A 17168-nucleotide genomic window follows, 5' to 3' on the forward strand; every position below is an offset into this window, starting at 1 on the left:
TCTGCCATGCAGGGACCGGCCCCGGTGCGTGCCATCTCGAGGATCGGGCTAGTGTCAGTCTCCGAAGACGCGGGACATGGAGGTCCCGCGGGTCGCGGAGGATTGAGAATGAGTCAGGTGCGAACCGGTCGGGCGCAGGGCACAGGCCTGCCTCCCCTGACGTCCGGGAAGCATTCGCGCTTCCTGGACAAGCTGGTGGTCATCGCGACCTTCGGCGGCCTTCTCTTCGGCTACGACACGGGCGTGATCAACGGCGCCCTGGGCCCCATGTCGGAGCCCGGGGCGCTGGATCTCTCCCCGATGGAGCAGGGCGTCGTGACGTCGTCGCTGCTGATCGGCGCTGCAGTCGGCGCAATCATCGGCGGGCGCTGCTCGGACCGCTGGGGACGTCGGCGCACGATCCTGGCCATGGCGGTCCTGTTCTTCATCGGGGCGCTGGGCTGCGTGCTCGCCCCGAGCGCCGGTGTCATGGTGGCGTTCCGCGTGGTCCTGGGCCTGGCTGTGGGCGGAGCCTCGGTCACCGTGCCGGTCTACCTCTCGGAGATGGCCCCCACCGAGCGCCGCGGGGCCATGTCCGGGCGCAACGAGGTCATGATCGCGGTCGGTCAGCTGCTGGCGTTCCTGATCAACGCGATCATCGGCAGCGCGTTCTACGAGGTCCCCGGGCACTGGCGCGTGATGCTGGCCGTGGCCGCGCTGCCGGCGCTGGCGCTGTTCTTCGGGATGCTGCGCATGCCGGAGTCGCCGCGCTGGCTGCTGGCCCAGGGCGACCGCGATGCCGCGCTGAAGGTCCTGGAGCGGGTCCGCACTCCGGAGCGCGCCAAGGCAGAGCTCGTGGAGGTCGAGGGGCTGGCCGCTCGCGATGCGGCTCAGCACGAGGGAGGGCTGGCGACTCTGCGCACCGAGCCCTGGGTGCGCCGCGTGCTGCTGATCGGCATCGGCGTGGCCGTGTCCCAGCAGCTCTCCGGCATCAACTCCGTCATGTACTACGGCACGCTGCTGCTGGAGCAGGCGGGCTTCTCGTCCTCGGCCGCCCTGATCGCCAACGTGGCCAACGGCGTGATCGCCGTGATAGGCATGCTCACCGGCATGGCCCTGATCGACCGCGTGGGACGACGCCGGCTGATGATCTTCGGCTTCACGGGCATCACGTCCATGCACCTGCTGATCGGGCTGAGCGCCCTGCTGCTGCCCGAGGGGCTGGGGCGGGCGATCTTCATCCTGATCTTCGTGGTGCTGTTCGTGGGCTGCATGCAGGCCTCGATCGGCTTCGGCGCGTGGATCATCCTGGCCGAGATCTTCCCGCTGAAGTTCCGCGGGGCGGGCATCGGGATATCGGTGCTGATGATGTGGCTGGCCAACGCCACAGTGACCCTGCTGTTCCCGCAGGTGGTCTCGGCCACCGGCATCACGGTGACGTTCTTCCTGTTCTCCGCCCTGGGCGCGGCATGCCTGTTCTTCTTCTGGCGCTTCGTCCCGGAGACCAAGGGGCGCTCGCTCGAGCAGATCGAGGAGTCCTTCGCCGGTGGGGAGCTGAAGCGGACTCACCGCCGCTGAAGGCAGCCGAACGGGACGGACTCAGTCCCGGACACCCTCCCACTGCCCGCTGAGCGCGCTGCGGCGGGCAGCATCGAGCACCGCCAGGACAGCGACGCCTTCTGCGCCGGGCGAGGGCGCCGGGCCGGTGCCGGCGCAGGCGCGAGCGAACTGCTCGTAGAACTCGAAGTAGGCGCCCTGCTCAGAGGGGATCCTCTGCGCTCCAGACTCCGTGCGCAGGACGCCCCAGCGCTCCGGCGCTTCATAGCCCCAGGCGGCCTTGTCCGCGGCAGGCCGCTGGCCTGCGAAGATCGCCTCTGCCTGCACATCGCTGCTGCGCGCGACGTACGAGCCCCCGGCTCCGTAGACGAGCAGCTCGCGCTCCTGGAGGTGGTTCAGCTTGGTGGAGGACACATAGGACACGGGCCCGCTGCGATGGCGCAGGCTCAGCACGAAGGACGCGTCGGTGCGCCCTTCCGGCAGCTCGACCTCGTCGAGCTGAGCGCTCACCGCGGTGACGGGCCCCAGCAGCCACATCATCTGATCCACCAGGTGCGTTCCCAGATCCCGCAGCAGTCCGCCCTCCGGGCCGGCCTCGAGCTGTTCCGGCTGGTCCAGGTCGAAGCGTGAGTGGACGCGCTGAAGGCGACCGAGGCGTCCGCCGTCGAGCACCGATCGCACAGTGCGCACGTCTGCGTCGAAGCGGCGGTTGTGGAAGACGCTCAGGATCACGCCTGCGCGCTCGGCGGCATCGACCATGGCCTGCCCAGCCTCGGCCGTGGGGGCGAACGGCTTGTCAGCCACCACATGCACGCCCGCCTCGATCGCCTCGAGCACGAGCTGCTCGCGGGTCTGAGGCGGCGTGGTGATCGTGACGGCGTCGACCCCGCTGGCCAGCATCTCCGTCAGAGAGCCGTGGATCGCGGCGTCGGGAAGATCCTCTCGCACCGCCGCGCGCGTGCGCTCCGAGCGGGCGACGACCCCCACCAGGTCCACGTCGTCCGCCGCTTCGATGAACGGCGCGTGGAAGAACCGCCCGCCGTTGCCGTAGCCCACGAGTCCGAGTCGCATCGTCGTGCTCCTTGCCTGTCGTGCTGCGGGATCGCAGCGGATGGAGATGTCGAGGTGAGAGAGCCGTCTCAGCGCAGGATCAGAGCCAGCGCGGAGAAGACGGTGAGGGCCAGGACGATGCCGTCGAACACCCGCTGCGGGATGCGGGGCGCGATCGCCGCGCCGAACCCGCCGCCGATCAGCACCAGCGGAGCGAGGACGAGGTCCGTGGCCAGCGTGGCGGAGGAGACGAGTCCTAGACCCAGGGAGAACGGAAGCTTGATCAGGTTGACCACGGCGAAGAACCACGCGGCCGTGCCCAAGAAGGTCACGACCGGCATCCGCATGGCCAGGAAGTACAGGGACATGACCGGGCCGCCGGCATTGGCGACCATGGTCGTGAAACCGCCCAGTGCTCCGAAGCCCGCACCAGCCCGCCGGGAGGGTGGGGCCGGGTCGTCGCGGGGGCCGTCCTCGTGCTCTCCGGCTCGACGTCGCTGGAGGAGGGTCAGCAGGACCAGGGCGAGCAGGACGGCGCCGATCACCTTCTGCACCACGGCGCCGTCCACGAGCAGGAAGAACAGGGCCCCGGTGCCGATGCCCACGAGGACGCTGGGCAGCAGCCGCAGCAGCGTGGCGACGTCGGGGTCCCGTCGGTAGACCCACAGGGCCATGGCATCGCCGACCAGCAGCAGGAGCAGGAGGGCTGCGGTGGATTCCTTGGCCGGAAGCACCAGGGCGAACAGCCCGACCGCGACCGTCGCAGCCCCGGGCAGCGCCGTCTTGGACACCCCGACAATCGCCGCTCCGAGGCCCAGCAGGACCCAGGAGGCGGCGCCGAGCTCAGGAAGCAGGCCGAGCGGGCCCACGGCTCAGCGGCCCCGTCCGCTCACGAGCGCTGCTCGCCGGGCTGCTCGAAGGTGGTCCCCTCCACGGCGGGGATCGGCTGCCAGGTGCGGGAGGCTGCCGAGTCGACGACGGCCTCGCACACCAGTGCCGCCGAGAGCCCGTCTGCGGAGTTGGGCGCCGTGCTGCCTCCGCCGGCGACATCTGAGAGGAACAGCGAGCCCTCCACGGCCTTGAGGTCATCGAAGCTCATGGGGATGCCAGGGCCCGGCTGGAAGCTGGCGTACCGTCCGTGACCCGCGCCGGCGAGCACGGTCGTGTAGCCGTGCTCCAGGCCGCCGTCGCCGAGCTGGACCTCGAACTCGTTCATCCGCGTGAAGCTCCAGCGCGCGGAGCCCTCCGTGCCGAAGACCTCCAGGGCGTAGTCGCTGCGGTGGCCTCGGGCCACGCGGGAGGACTCCAGGGTCACCCGCGTGCCGGAGGCGGTGCGGCCCAGGGCCGCGACCCAGTCCTCATTGCCGACGGGGCCGCGCTTGTCCCCGACCTCGAAGCCGCCGTGGCCGACGCCGACCTTGGTGGGGATCGGGCGATCCGCGATGAAGATCCCGGAGTCCGCCGTGACCTCGGAGAGGCGATCGGACAGGACGTGTTGCACCAGGTCAGCGCCGTGCGAGAGCAGGTCGCCGATCACGCCGCTGCCGGCGCGCTCACGGTCGTAGCGCCAGGTGAGCGGCCCGTCCGGGGACGAGGCGTAGTCGGCGATCAGCCAGCAGCGGATGTTGGTGATCCGCCCCAGGCGCCCGGAGAGCACGAGGGCCCGGATGTGCTCGACGGCCGGGGCATGGCGGTAGTTGAAGCCCACGGCCGTGGCGATGCCTGCCGCACGGGCCGCCTCGTGGATCTCCCGGCTCTGCTGCGCCGAGGTGCCCATGGGCTTCTCGATCCAGAAGGGCTTGCCCGCCTGCGCGGCCGCCACGGCGAGGTCGCGGTGCAGGAAGTTCGGCGAGCAGATCGACACCGCCTCGACGGCGGGATCGGAGAGCAGCTCGTCGATCGAGTCCACGGCGCGCTCGAAGCCGAACTGCTCGACGGCGGCCTCCTGATTGGCGGCCACGGGATCCGCCGCCGCGATCAGGCGCGGGCGCAGCCCGAGCTCGGGGAAGCGCTCGCGCATCCTCGCGTACGCGCTGGAATGGACGCGGCCCATCCAGCCGAGCCCGACCACTCCGATGCCGATCTCACGTGCCATGGTGCTCCGATCTGTGCAGGTTCTCGTGCCCTTGCCGCGCACTGCGCGGCGAGGACGTCAGGATCCGGTGCCGAGCTCCGCCTCGAGGCGCTCGCGCATGCGGATGTTCGCGGCGTCGGCGTCCTCCTCCCAGCCGAAGACGCACACCGATACGGGCCCGTCGTAGCCCTTCTCGCGCAGGTAGGGGAACGCGACGTCCCAGGGGATCTCGCCGTTGCCGATCTCGTTGTGCTGGTGCACGCGGGCGTCGACGCCGGGTGGGTTGATGATGTAGCGGTTGCCCACGTTGGCCAGGTGGTTGTAGACGTCCGCGATGTGCAGGTGCTTGAGCCGGTCGCCGGCGTAGTCGAGCATCGGCAGCAGGTCCGTGCGCCCCTCGCCCAGGTGGAAAGCGTGCGGGAAGCAGAACTCGTAGTTCAGCCAGTCGCGGTCCACCCCGCGGATGATCTGCACTGCACGGTCGTTCGTCTCCACGAAGTCGTACGGGTGGGCCTCGATCGTGCACTCGATCCCGTAGCGCTCGAAGACGGGGATCAGCTCCTCCATGGAGCGGTAGAACTGGTGCTCCGAGGTCCGGGGCTGCTGAGGGTCGCCCGAGAACTCGGTGGCGATCAGCGGCACCTCCAGAGCATCGGCGATCTCCAGCAGCCGCTTCCAGTTGCGCACCTGCGCCTGGCGCTCCTGCTCATCGGGACTCGCCCAGTTGAACACCGGGTTGAACGACCAGATCCTGACCCCCGACTCCTCGGAGGCCTTCTTCACCTCGGAGATCTGATGGCGATCGACCTTGGGGTAGTGGTGCCATTCGTGGAAGTCCGCCCGCGGCGAGAGCTCCAGGTAGTCGAAGCCCAGCTCCGCGGCCTTGTGCAGCTCCTGAGCCACCGTCAGGTGCGGGTGGTACATGCTCGGGTCCAGCAGGATCTTCACCATCTCGTGTCCTCTCCTCGTGCGCGGCGCCGGCTTAGGCGCTCACTTGAGGCCCAGGCCGCACTCGGCGAGGAACTCTCGGGTGGCGATCGCGTTCGGCAGGGGCACCGACGGGTCGCAGGGGTACAGGTCCTGCTCGCAGATCACGTAGAGCTCCTTGTCCAGCCCCGCCAGCACGTCCACCAGCCGGTTCATGTCCGGCTCTCCGGCCGGCGGGCGCACCGAGGCGCCCTCGGCCACGGCCTTCCCGAACGGCCAGTCCTCCTCATGGGCGATCCGGGTGATCTCCGGGTCAAAGGCCTTGATGTGCACGTAGCCGATGCGCTCGGGGTACTCCTGCGCCATGAACAGCGGATCGCCCCCGCCGTAGACGATGTGCCCGGTGTCCAGGCAGAAGGAGACGTACTCGGGGTCGGTCGCCTGGAAGATCCGGGTGATCTCCTCGGGGGTCTCGATGTGGCTGTCGCCGTGCGGGTGCAGGACCATGGTCAGGCCGTAGTCGTCCTTGAGCAGCTGACCCAGGCGATTGGCGTTGTCCACATAGAGCTTCCAGGCCTCACCCGTGAGCTTGCGGTCGTCCGTGAACTCCCATGTCTTGTCGTCGCGGTACAGCGGCGGCAGGTGGACCATGTACTCCGCGCCCACAGCCGCATGGGTCTCTGCGATCGCGCGGAAGGTCCGCTCGGTCTCGGCCCACGCCTCGGCCTTGTGCAGCACGCCCCACCCGGTCCCGGCCACCACGCGGAAGCCGTTGGCGTCCATGACCCGCTGCAGCTCCTTGGCGTCCTGGGGGAAGTAGCCCCACGGCCCGGTCTCCATCACGGAGAAGCCCGCCTCGGCCATCTCCTCGAGGGCATTCTGCCAGGGGATCTGCTTCTCGTCCTCCGGGAACCACACGCCCCACTGATCGGGGCACACTCCGATGGTGAGCTTGTCGTAGGGCTTCTGCGGATTGCGGGACTTGTCCTGAGCGGTCATGGCTCTTCTCCTTCGAGGCGTCTGGGCGGGCCGGGTGGGATCAGCCGTGGGTGGGGAAGCTCATGGAGGTCTCCACGTGCTCGTCCTGATGCGGCCAGCGGGTGGTCATGGCCTTCTGCCGGGTGTAGAAGCCGACGGCCTCGGGGCCGTGGGCGTGGTGCTCGCCGAACAGCGAGTCCTTCCAACCGCCGAACGACGAGTAGCCGACCGGCGTGGGGATCGGCACGTTCACGCCGATCATCCCGACCGTGACCTCCTCCTGGTAGCGGCGGGCATAGTGCCCTGAGGCGGTGAAGATCGCGGTGCCGTTGCCGAAGGGCGAGGAGTTCACGAGCTCCAGGGCCTCGTCGAAGTTGTTGACGTGCATGACCACGAGCATGGGGCCGAAGACCTCGTCGGTGTAGGTCGAGTGATCTCGCGGGACGTCGGTCAGCACGACCGGCCCCACGAAGTTGCCGTTCTCGTAACCCTTCACGACCAGGGAGCGGCCGTCGACCACGACGGTCGCACCGGCGGCCTCGGCCTCGTCGGTCATGCGGATGACGCGCTCGCGGGCATCCGGGGTGATGACCGGAGGCATGTCCGTGGAGTCCTGATCGCCGGGGCCGACCACGAGCTTCCTGGCCTCCTCGGCGATGGCGGCCACGAAGTCGTCGTGGACGTCGCCCACCGTCACGGCCACCGGCACTGCCATGCACCGCTCGCCTGCCGAACCGAAGGCTCCTGAGGCGATCTGAGCCGCGGCCAGCTGCACGTTGGCGTCCGGCATGACCACGGCGTGGTTGTTGGCGCCGCCGAGAGCCTGGACGCGCTTGCCGTGCTTGGCGGCCGTCTCGTGCACGTGCTGGGCGATCGGCGTGGAGCCGACGAAGGAGACCGCGAAGATCCCCGGGTGGGTCAGCAGGGCGTCGACCGTGACCTTGCCGCCGTGGACGACCTGGAAGACGCCGTCGGGCAGGCCGGCCTCCTGGTAGAGCCGGGCGATGATGTTGGACGCGGAAGGATCGCGCTCGGAGGGCTTGAGGATGAACGCGTTGCCGGTGGCGATCGCGATGGGGTGCATCCAGAACGGGACCATGGCCGGGAAGTTGAAGGGCGTGATGCCGGCGACGACGCCCAGCGGCTGGCGCATGGTGTGGACGTCGATGCCCGTGGACACGTTCTCGGCGAACATGCCCTGCAGCTCCTGGGTGATCGACGTGGCGAACTCCAGGGTCTCGAGGCCGCGGGCGATCTCACCGCGCGCATCCGGAAGCGTCTTGCCGTGCTCGCGGGTGATGGCGGCGGCGATCTCGTCGGTCGCGGCGATCACGAGCTCGCGCATCCGGTACATGACCTGGGTGCGGCGGGCCAGGGAGGCCCGACCCCACTCGCGCTGGGCCTCGGCGGCGGTGCGCACGGCCTCGTCGACCGTGGAGGCATCGCCCAGGTGGAGCGTGCCGACGGCCTCGCCGGTGGCCGGGTTGTAGATGGGCTGCGTGCCTGCGGCGCCGGTGGAATCCTGGCCGCCGATCCAGTGCGAGATCTCGTACATGTTCTGCTCCTCGAAGTTGCTGTGCTGCGAATGGGGGACCCGATCGAGCGGGCCCGGGTCAGAGGTAGTGGCGCTGGGGAGTCCGGGCGGACTCGTACTCCTGGTAGGCGCGCTGGGTGGACTCCAGGCGCGAGACCTGCGAGACCGGGACGTCCCACCAACCGATGCCCGGCGGATTGGGGCCGAGCAGCTCGGTCTCCACGACGATCGCCGTGGCCTTCGGCGCGGCCTCTGCCCGTCGGTAGGCCTGGCGGAAGTCCTCGGTGGTCCGGACCTCCTGCACCTCGAGCCCGTAGCTGCGGATGTTGGCCGCGATGTCCAGGGGCACCAGGCCGCCGTCGAGCATCCCCGTCTCGCCGCTGCGCATCCGGTACTTGGTGCCGAAGCGCTGGGAGCCGTGGGACTCGGACAGGGCGCCGATCGAGGACCAGCCGTGGTTCTGGAGGATGACGAGGATGACCTTGAGGTCCTCGGCCACGATCGTGGCGATCTCCTGCGGAGCCATCTGGAACGTGCCGTCGCCGATGATGGCCACGACCTGGGAGTCGGGGGCGGCCATCTTCACGCCCATGGACGCCGGCAGCTCGTAGCCCATGCAGGAGTAGCCGTACTCCAGGTGGTACTGCTGCGGGCTGCGGGCCTTCCACAGCGCCTGGAGGTCGCCCGGCATGGACCCGGCGGCGTTGATGACGATGTCCGTGTCGCCCATGAGCTCGTTGAGCGCCCCGAAGATCTCGGTCTGCGCCGGAAGCTCCTGATCGTGCGGCTGGAAGCACGGGGCCACCCGCTCGTCCCATGCCGCGCGCAGCTCCTGGGCTCGGCGCAGGTGCTCCTCCGGTGCGCGGAAGCCGTCGAGCTTCTCGACGAGGGCCTCCATGCCGGCTCGCGCATCGGCCACGACCATGGTCGCGCTGTGCTTGGCGGCGTCGAAGGCCTTGACGTTCACGTTCACGAAGCGGACATCCGGATCGCGGAAGGCGGTGTGGGAGGCCGTGGTGAAGTCGGTGTAGCGCGTGCCGATGCCGATCACGACATCCGCCTGGGCGGCGAGCTCGTTCGCGGCGTCGTTGCCGGTGGCGCCCACGCCGCCGATCGCGCAGGGGTGATCGGCGTGGATCGCGCCCTTGCCGGCCTGCGTGTCGAGGACCGGGATGCCGGTGGCCTCGGCCAGGGCGGTCAGGGCTTCCGCGGCCTCGGAGTAGATCACGCCTCCGCCGGCCACGATGACCGGGCGCTGAGCCGAGCGGATGACCTCGACGGCGCGCTCCAGGGCTGCAGGCTCCGGCACGGGCCGGGCGCTGTGCCAGGTGTGCTCGCGGAAGAACTCGACGGGCCAGTCATGGGCCTCTGCCTGGACGTCCTGCGGCAGGCAGAGGGTCACGGCACCCGTCTCGGCGGGGTCGGCCAGGACGCGCATGGCGGCCAGGGCGCTGGGGATCAGCTGCTCCGGTCGCCAGATGCGGTCGAAGTAGCGGGAGACCGGGCGGAAGGCGTCGTTGACCGTGACGTCCATGGCGCGCTCGTCCTCGAGCTGTTGCAGGACGGGGTCGACCGCCCTGCTGGCGAAGACGTCGCTCGGCAGCAGCAGCACGGGGATGCGGTCGATCGTGGCCAGCGCGGCGCCCGTGACCATGTTCGTGGAGCCCGGGCCGATCGAGGCCGTGCAGGCCATGGTCTGCAGCCGATTGCGGGTGCGGGCGAACGCGACGGCCGCGTGGACCATGTTCTGCTCGTTGCGCGCCTGGTAGTAGGCCAGCGGCGCCTCGGCCTCGTGCGGATCGATCGCGTTCTGGAGCAGCGCCTGGCCGACGCCGGCCACGTTGCCGTGCCCGAAGATGCCGAAGGCGCCGGGGATCAGGCGCTGCCGGATGCCGTCGCGCTCGGTGTGCTGGGCGGCGAGGAAGCGCACCAGCGCCTGCCCGACGGTGAGGCGGATGGTGGCGGGCGAGTCCGCGGGATGGTCCTTGCTCATGGTGCCTCCGTGCCGTGCTGCCGTGACGTGGTCTGCCGCGAGTGCTGCCGGGGAGAAGCTCGAGAAGGCCCCTTCCGCACCGGCTGCGGATGCCCTCCATCCTGTGAGGTCTGCGTCACTATGTCAAGTGATTGTCAGTACATGAAATAGAGATGTAAGTCGGGTATTGAGCCGTTGACACGGGGATCTCTGTGTGGTGTGCTCGGTCACATCGCAATGCGCATGACATAAGACATGACAAAGCCGGACAAAGTTCGCGGCGCTCGCCGCCGGACCTGACCCACACGCCTCACCCTCGCAGGAGCCGGATCATGGAGCAGATCTCCGTCGCAGTGATCGGGGCCGGCATGGCCGGTCGCACCCACGCCAACGCCTGGCGCCAGGCCCAGACGGTCTACGGGCCGCTGCCGAAGATCAGGCTCGCCGTCATCGCGGACATGCACCTGCCCTTCGCGCAGGACGCCGCGGCGCACTACGGCTACGAGCGCGCCGTCTCGGACTGGCACGAGATCGCCGAGGACCCGAGCATCGACGTGGTCTCGATCGTCGTGGGCAACGCCCTGCACCGGGAGATCGCCCAGGCCATGGCGGAGCGCGGCAAGCACGTCCTGTGCGAGAAGCCCCTGGCCGGCACGCTCGAGGACGCCCAGGCCATGGCCGAGATCGAGGCGGCGCACCCTGATCAGGTCTTCGCGACTGGCTTCACGTTCCGCCGCAACGCCGGGGTGGCCATGCTCGCCAAGATCGCCGCGGACGGGTCTCTGGGGACGATCGGGCACATCGACGCGCACTACTGGTGCGACTACGGCGCCGATCCGCAGGTCCCCATGGCCTGGCGCTACCGCGGCCCCATGGGCTCGGGCGCCCTGGGCGACGTGGGCAGCCACCTGGTCGACTCCGCGGAGCTCATCGGGGGCCCGATCGTCGAGGTCTCCGGTGCGCAGCTGGCCACCATCATCCAGGAGCGGCCGGTGCTGGAGGGCGCTGTGGCCGGCGGGCGCGGGGTGTCCGCTGCCGCCGATGCGCCGCGGGAGGCCGTGGAGAACGACGACGTCGCAACCTTCACCGCCCGCTTCGCCTCCGGTGCGCTGGGGACGTTCTCATGCTCCCGGGTGGCCTACGGGATGCCCAACGACAAGGCGCTGAGCGTCATGGGCTCGGAGGGCACGGCCATGTGGAGCCTGGCCCGCACCGGCGAGATCCGGATCGCGGACTCCTCCAGCCCCACGGGCCTGGGCGGACTGCGCCAGGTGCTGGCCAGCCCCGAGTTCCCCTACTTCCGCGACGGCTCCTCGATGGCCTTCGCCGGGGTGGGGCTCAACCAGATCGAGCAGTTCACCTACCAGGCTCATGCCTTCATCCAGCAGGTCGCGGGGATCACCGACGGCGCGCTACCCGCCAACGCGACCTTCGCCGACGGCTATCGCGAGATGCGCATCCTCGAAGCAGTTGCCCAGTCCGCCCGCTCCGGCGGCGGAGCGGTCGCGATCGACTGAGCTGCACCGGCAGCGCCCACCGCATCCCCACAGCAACACTCCAACGAGAGACGGGACCCCACCATGGCACTGACCTACGGCGCCTACACCGCATGCCTCCAGGAGCGAAGCCTCGGAGAGGCCCTGGACGTCCTGGCCGGGCTCGGCCTGACCGGCGCGGAGGTCAACGCAGGCGGCTTCATCCCCAGCCCGCATCTGCCGGTCGACGCGCTGCTGGCCAGCGGGCAGGCCCGGCGGGACTACCTCCGGGAGTTCTCCGACCGCGGGATGGAGCTGACCGGTCTGGCGGTCTCCGGCAACCCGCTGTCACCGCTGCCCACGGAGGGCATCGTGCACGCGCACGACCTGCGGCGCAGCATCGACGTCGCCGCCGAGCTCGGGGTGCGCGAGATCGTGGCGATGTCCGGCACTCCGGGCACCGACCCCGGAGCTCAGCGCCCGGCGTGGGTCGTCAACCCCTGGAACGGCATCGATCTGGAGTCGCTCGATTACCAGTGGAGCGTCGCCGTGCCGTTCTGGAAGGAGATCGACGAGCTGGCCCGCACCCGGGACGTGAAGATCGCCCTGGAGCTGCACCCGCGCAATCTCGTGTTCTCCCCGGTGACTTTCCAGCAGTTCCTGGAGCGCGTGGAGCCCACGAACATCGGCATGAACCTGGACCCGTCCCACCTGTTCTGGCAGCAGATGGACCCCATTCGCAGCATCCAGGAGCTGGGTGAGCACGTCTTCCACGTCCACGCCAAGGACACCGCCGTGCTCCCCGGGGCTGCGCTGCGCGGGGTCCTGGACACCGCCTTCGGTCCGGTCCCCGAGGATCCTGCGCAGCGTGTGCCCACGGGCATCGGCCACTGGTGCTCCAGCTGGCCCGAGGACCCGGCCTGGCGCTTCGTCGCGCTCGGGCAGGGCCATGACACGGACTACTGGGCGGACTTCCTGCGCGCGGCAGCCGCAGCCGACCCGGACATGAACATCAACATCGAGCACGAGGACGCTGCCTTCGGCCGGGTCGAAGGGCTGGAGATCGGCGCTCGCACCCTGCTCGACGCAGCTCGGCAGGCCGGCCTGTGATCGTGCAGGCCCAGGGATCCCCCGAAGCCCCGGAGAGGAGCAGACCATGCCGCTGGTGCGCATGACCATGCACGAGGGCCGCACGCCGCAGGAGAAGCGGCGGCTGGCAGACATCGTCCAGGAGGTGATGCTGGAGCACTTCGCCGCGCCTCCGGGGGATCGCTACCAAATCCTCGAGGAACTGCCCCTCGGCAGCATCATCGCCGAGGACACCGGGCTAGGCATCGAGCGCAGCGACGGGATCGTGATCGTGCAGATCACTCAGCAGGGGCGCTCCGACGAGCAGAAGCAGGCCGTCTACCGGGAGTTGGCGGCTCGTCTCGACCAGGCGGACCTGGTGCGCCCAGAGGATCTGATCGTCTCGGTCGTGGCCAACGAGAGGGCCGACTGGTCCTTCGGGCACGGGCGCGCGCAGTTCCTCACGGGCGAGCTGTGAGCATCCGCACCGAATCCCGCCCCAGATCCACTCCTCACCAAAACGCTAGGAGCTGTTCCACATGTCGCTCGGCGATCTCAACATCATCACCTTCGGACGCTGCGGCGTCGACATCTACCCTCTGGCCGTGGGGAGGTCCCTGGCCGAGGTCGACACCTTCGGCAAGTTCCTGGGCGGTAGCCCGACCAATGTCGCGGTGGCGGCCGCACGGCTGGGCGATCGTCCGGCCGTGATCTCGGGCGTCGGCGACGACCCGTTCGGTGCCTACGTCCGCACCGAGATGCAGCGCCTGGGCGTTGATCCCCGATACGTGATCACGGACGACGACCTCTCCACGCCGGTCACATTCTGCGAGATCTTCCCACCCGATGACTTCCCCCTGTACTTCTACCGGCGTCCGTCGGCTCCGGATCTGCAGGTGAGCCCGGAGGATCTCGATCTGGATGCCATCCGCGAGGTCCCCCTGTTCTGGTTCTCCGGAACGGGCCTGTCGGAGGAGCCGAGCCGCGCCGCCCACTTCACGGCGCTGGAGGCGCGGGGCCGCACGGAGCACACGGTCTTCGACCTCGACTACCGGCCCATGTTCTGGTCCTCCAAGGATGAGGCACGTGAGCAGTACCGCGAGGCGCTCAAGCACACGACCGTCGCGGTGGGCAACAAGGAGGAGTGCGAGGTCGCCGTCGGGGAGACCGAGCCGGAGCGGGCCGCCGACGCTCTGCTGGAGGCCGGAGTCTCCGTGGCCATCGTCAAACAGGGGCCCAAGGGCGTCCTCGGCAAGACGGCCGAGCACCGCGTGGAGGTCCCGCCGAACATGATCCAGGTGATCAACGGGCTGGGGGCCGGCGACAGCTTCGGCGGCTCGCTGTGCCACGGGCTGCTTCAGGGCCAGAACCTCGAGACCATCCTCACGCGCTGCAACGCGGCCGGGGCGATCGTCACGAGCCGCCTGGAGTGCTCCACCGCCATGCCCACCTCGGAGGAGATCGACCTCCTGATCAGCGGCGGCGATCCCAATCAGGGCAAGTCCATCGACCAGATGCTCGCGGCCATCCGCGCGCGCGGCCTCGAGGAGCAGACAGCATGACCGCCGCCGATCCGTTCGCCCGCTCCTACGCGGAGATCACCGAGATCCGTCTGCAGGATCCGGGGCGCATCGCCCGCTTGGCGGCGACCCGCAAGCGTCGCACCGTCGCAGAGGTGGACGGCGCGATGATGATAGTGGCCGCCGACCACCCGGCCCGCGGAGCCCTGGGATCCGGAGCGCGCACCGACGCCATGGCCAGCAGGACCGAGCTGCTCGACCGGCTGAGGGAGGCGCTGGCCGTTCCCGGTGTCGATGGGGTGCTGGGCACCGCCGATGTTCTGGAGGACCTCCTGCTGCTCGGCGCGCTCGAGGACAAGGTCGTCTTCGCGTCCATGAACCGCGGCGGGCTGCAGGGCGGCAGCTGGGAGATCGAAGACCGGTTCACCGCCTACGACGCCCGGTCGATCCGCGCGGCTGGATTCGACGGCGGCAAGATGCTCACGAGGATCGACCTCGAGGACGAGCGCACCTCCAAGACGCTGCAGTGGAGCGCGGACGCCGTCTCGGAGCTGGCCCGGGAGGAGCTGATCGCCATGGTCGAGCCCTTCATGTCCTCGCGCCGGGACGGCCGAGTGGTCAACGACCTGACTCCCGAGGGCGTCATCCGCTCGATCCACATCGCCCAGGGCCTGGGCACCACGAGCGCCTACACCTGGCTGAAGATCCCCGCGGTCGATGACATGGAGCGGGTCATGGATGCCACGACCCTGCCCTCGGTGATCCTCGGCGGCGATCCCGTCGGCAAGGACCCCGACGAGGTCCGCGCGTCATGGCGCACCGCACTGGCCTGCCCGAATGTCAGGGGGCTCGTCGTCGGGCGCACCCTGCTCTACCCCGCGGACGGGGACGTCACCTCCGCGGTGTCGACCGCGGTGGAGATGACCCGCTGAGCCAACAGCATGCATACGAGGAGGAGCTGACATGAGCGAACTTCATCTGCCCGCCGGAACCACCGCCGAAGGGCCGTGGGACACCGTCGTGCGACCGGGGGAGCGAGAGGGGTGGGTCCACACGGGCCTGCAGGTCCTCGTCCTGGCCGCCGGAGGATCCGAGTCCTGGACGGCCGACGGCGTGGAGGCCATGATCGTGCCGCTGAGCGGTGCGTGCGCGGTCGAGGTCGACGGCGCCGTCCACGACCTGAGGGGGCGCACGGACGTCTTCGCCGGGCCCACGGATGTGCTCTATGTCCCGGTCGGAGAGTCGATCACCGTCTCCAGCGCGCAGGGCGGCCGCTTCGCGGTGGCCACCGCGCGGGCCGGGAACCGCCATCCCGTGGCCCTGATCCGGGCCGAGGACATCCCTGTGGAGATCCGCGGGGGCGGGAACATGACCCGCATGGTCCGCAACTTCGGGACGGTCGGGTCCTTCGATGACTGCGACTCCCTCATCGCCTGCGAGGTGGTGACCCCCGGCGGCAACTGGTCCAGCTATCCCGCGCACAAGCACGACGAGACCACGTCCCAGGAGTCCGAGCTCGAGGAGATCTACTACTACGAGATCCAGTCCTCGCCCGAGGGCGGCCCGGGCTTCGGACTGCACCAGACGTCGTCGTCGGATCCCTCCCGCCCCGTGGACACGCTCGCCGAGGTCCGCGCAGGCGACGTCGTCCTGGTCCCGAGCGGCTGGCACGGTCCGTGTGCCGCAGCGCCGGGGCACGACATGTACTACCTGAATGTCATGGCCGGGCCCGAGCCGCAACGGGCCTGGAACATCACCGACCACCCCGAGCAGACCTGGGTGCGCGGCACCTGGGACAGTGCTGGCCCGGATCCGCGGCTGAGCGGGCGCTCCTGAACCCCGCCCGCGGTCGGGGAAGGGATCCCGACCGGGCACGACGACGAATCGAGGAGAAGAACCATGGCTGAGGCCGCAGAGGAACTGACAGGACCCACCGACGTCCGTGTGGGCGTGATCGGCGTGGGGCAGATGGGCGCGGACCACGTGGAGCGCATCACCCGGCGGATCAAGGGCGCCCGGGTGACGGTCGTCAACGACTACAGCGCGGAGACTGCCCAGAAGGTGGCCGCGGGCGCTCCGGGCGCACGCGCCGTCGGCAGCCCGGAGGAGGTGATCTCCGCAGACGACGTCGACGCGGTGATCATCGCGACTCCCGGCAGCTTCCACAAGGACCAGACCATCGCCTGCATCCGGGCGAGCAAGCCGGTGCTGTGCGAGAAGCCGCTGGCCATGAGCCCCGAGGACGCATATGCGGTGGTCGAGGCGGAGCGCGACTCTGGCGGGACCTATGTGTCCGTGGGCTTCATGCGCCGCTTCGACCGGGAGTACGCCGAGCTCAAGGACGCCATGGAGGCGGGCGAACTGGGGGAGGTGAGCGTGATCAACTGCAAGCACCGCAACGCGCACACACTGCCCGGGTTCGTGGACTCGATGATGGTCTACGACTCCGCCGTCCACGAGGTCGACGCCATCTCCTACTTCCTCGACGAGCCCGTCACCGAGGTCCAGACCGTCCTTCCGCTGCCGGGCCCCCGTGCGCCCGAGGGCCAGCACGACCCCATGATCTTCATCTTCCGCACCGCCTCAGGGCGGATCGTGACCGACGAGCTCTACGTCAACACGGCCTCCGGATACGAGGTCCGCACGGAGGTGCTGGGCTCGAAGGGCATCGCGACGATCGGCATGGGCGTCCAGCGGGTCACCACGCACCGTCCCGACGGCACCTGGGACGGCTCGCTGCCCGGAGACTTCCGCCCGCGCTTCGTCGACGCCTACGACGCCCAGGTGCAGGCCTGGGTGGCTGCGATCTCCGACGGCTCCAATGTGGACGAGCGCTCGGCCACGGCCTGGGACGGCTACCTGGCCGCTGCCACCTGCGCTGCGGCGGAGGAGTCGCTGAGCGCAGGGAGGTTCGTCCCGGTCACCACGCGCGAGCGTCCGTGAGCCGGATGGCGGGCTGAGCGCCCCGGATCGCCTCGTTCTTCACATACGACGAGGGAGATCCGGGGTATGTTCGGACACCTGTGGAGCCGAG

15 protein-coding genes are annotated in these 17168 nt (G+C 69.6%); 8 read left to right on the forward strand and 7 right to left on the reverse strand.

Annotation, left to right across the window (positions count from 1 at the left end; all coding sequences use genetic code 11):
* Positions 1 to 108 precede the first annotated feature (108 nt).
* Positions 109 to 1557, forward strand: a complete 1449-nt coding sequence (locus tag QSJ40_RS08965; protein WP_006214583.1) for a sugar porter family MFS transporter — start codon at positions 109 to 111, stop codon at positions 1555 to 1557.
* A 21-nt stretch (positions 1558 to 1578) separates the two neighbouring features.
* Here the strand turns inward: QSJ40_RS08965 and QSJ40_RS08970 are convergent, their stop codons facing one another.
* The 7 genes from QSJ40_RS08970 to iolD form a co-directional block, all read right to left on the reverse strand.
* Positions 1579 to 2607, reverse strand: coding sequence for a Gfo/Idh/MocA family protein (locus tag QSJ40_RS08970; RefSeq protein ID WP_006214582.1), 1029 nt, complete (start codon positions 2605 to 2607; stop codon positions 1579 to 1581).
* A 68-nt stretch (positions 2608 to 2675) separates the two neighbouring features.
* On the reverse strand, positions 2676 to 3455 hold the full coding sequence (locus QSJ40_RS08975) for a sulfite exporter TauE/SafE family protein (RefSeq protein ID WP_006214581.1): 780 nt from the start codon (positions 3453 to 3455) through the stop codon (positions 2676 to 2678).
* A gap of 20 nt (positions 3456 to 3475) precedes the next feature.
* Positions 3476 to 4681 carry a Gfo/Idh/MocA family protein gene (locus tag QSJ40_RS08980; RefSeq protein ID WP_278857454.1) on the reverse strand — a complete coding sequence of 402 codons (1206 nt, stop codon included), beginning with the start codon at positions 4679 to 4681 and terminating at the stop codon, positions 3476 to 3478.
* Positions 4682 to 4738: 57 nt separating this feature from the next.
* Positions 4739 to 5611: a sugar phosphate isomerase/epimerase family protein gene (locus tag QSJ40_RS08985; RefSeq protein ID WP_285730364.1), complete on the reverse strand. Its 873-nt coding sequence runs from the start codon at positions 5609 to 5611 to the stop codon at positions 4739 to 4741.
* Positions 5612 to 5650: 39 nt separating this feature from the next.
* A complete protein-coding gene (locus QSJ40_RS08990; RefSeq protein ID WP_006214578.1) occupies positions 5651 to 6586 on the reverse strand; it encodes a TIM barrel protein in 936 nt (311 codons plus the stop codon).
* A 40-nt stretch (positions 6587 to 6626) separates the two neighbouring features.
* Entirely contained in the window at positions 6627 to 8120 is a 1494-nt protein-coding gene (locus QSJ40_RS08995) for a CoA-acylating methylmalonate-semialdehyde dehydrogenase (protein ID WP_006214577.1), read from the reverse strand.
* 58 nt (positions 8121 to 8178) lie between these two features.
* Positions 8179 to 10092 carry a 3D-(3,5/4)-trihydroxycyclohexane-1,2-dione acylhydrolase (decyclizing) gene (gene iolD, locus QSJ40_RS09000; protein WP_006214576.1) on the reverse strand — a complete coding sequence of 638 codons (1914 nt, stop codon included), beginning with the start codon at positions 10090 to 10092 and terminating at the stop codon, positions 8179 to 8181.
* A gap of 311 nt (positions 10093 to 10403) precedes the next feature.
* Here iolD and QSJ40_RS09005 point away from each other — a divergent pair, with 311 nt between their 5' ends.
* From QSJ40_RS09005 to QSJ40_RS09035, 7 genes are all read left to right on the forward strand, one after another.
* Positions 10404 to 11588, forward strand: a complete 1185-nt coding sequence (locus QSJ40_RS09005) for a Gfo/Idh/MocA family protein (RefSeq protein ID WP_006214574.1) — start codon at positions 10404 to 10406, stop codon at positions 11586 to 11588.
* 63 nt (positions 11589 to 11651) lie between these two features.
* On the forward strand, positions 11652 to 12656 hold the full coding sequence (locus QSJ40_RS09010; RefSeq protein WP_006214573.1) for a sugar phosphate isomerase/epimerase family protein: 1005 nt from the start codon (positions 11652 to 11654) through the stop codon (positions 12654 to 12656).
* Positions 12657 to 12702: 46 nt separating this feature from the next.
* The gene (locus tag QSJ40_RS09015; RefSeq protein ID WP_006214572.1) at positions 12703 to 13092 is read left to right on the forward strand and encodes a tautomerase family protein; all 390 of its coding nucleotides are present in this window, start codon (positions 12703 to 12705) and stop codon (positions 13090 to 13092) included.
* A 61-nt stretch (positions 13093 to 13153) separates the two neighbouring features.
* Positions 13154 to 14176: a 5-dehydro-2-deoxygluconokinase gene (iolC, locus tag QSJ40_RS09020; RefSeq protein WP_006214571.1), complete on the forward strand. Its 1023-nt coding sequence runs from the start codon at positions 13154 to 13156 to the stop codon at positions 14174 to 14176.
* Positions 14173 to 15066, forward strand: coding sequence for a Cgl0159 family (beta/alpha)8-fold protein (locus tag QSJ40_RS09025; protein ID WP_006214570.1), 894 nt, complete (start codon positions 14173 to 14175; stop codon positions 15064 to 15066). The genes iolC and QSJ40_RS09025 overlap by 4 nt, the downstream gene beginning before the upstream one ends.
* A gap of 31 nt (positions 15067 to 15097) precedes the next feature.
* Positions 15098 to 15970, forward strand: a complete 873-nt coding sequence (iolB, locus tag QSJ40_RS09030) for a 5-deoxy-glucuronate isomerase (protein ID WP_006214569.1) — start codon at positions 15098 to 15100, stop codon at positions 15968 to 15970.
* Positions 15971 to 16033: 63 nt separating this feature from the next.
* Positions 16034 to 17077, forward strand: a complete 1044-nt coding sequence (locus QSJ40_RS09035; RefSeq protein WP_006214568.1) for a Gfo/Idh/MocA family protein — start codon at positions 16034 to 16036, stop codon at positions 17075 to 17077.
* Positions 17078 to 17168 lie beyond the last annotated feature (91 nt).

Origin of the sequence: Kocuria sp. NBRC 114282, from assembly GCF_030268385.1 — a bacterium.
Taxonomy (GTDB): domain Bacteria; phylum Actinomycetota; class Actinomycetes; order Actinomycetales; family Micrococcaceae; genus Kocuria; species Kocuria palustris.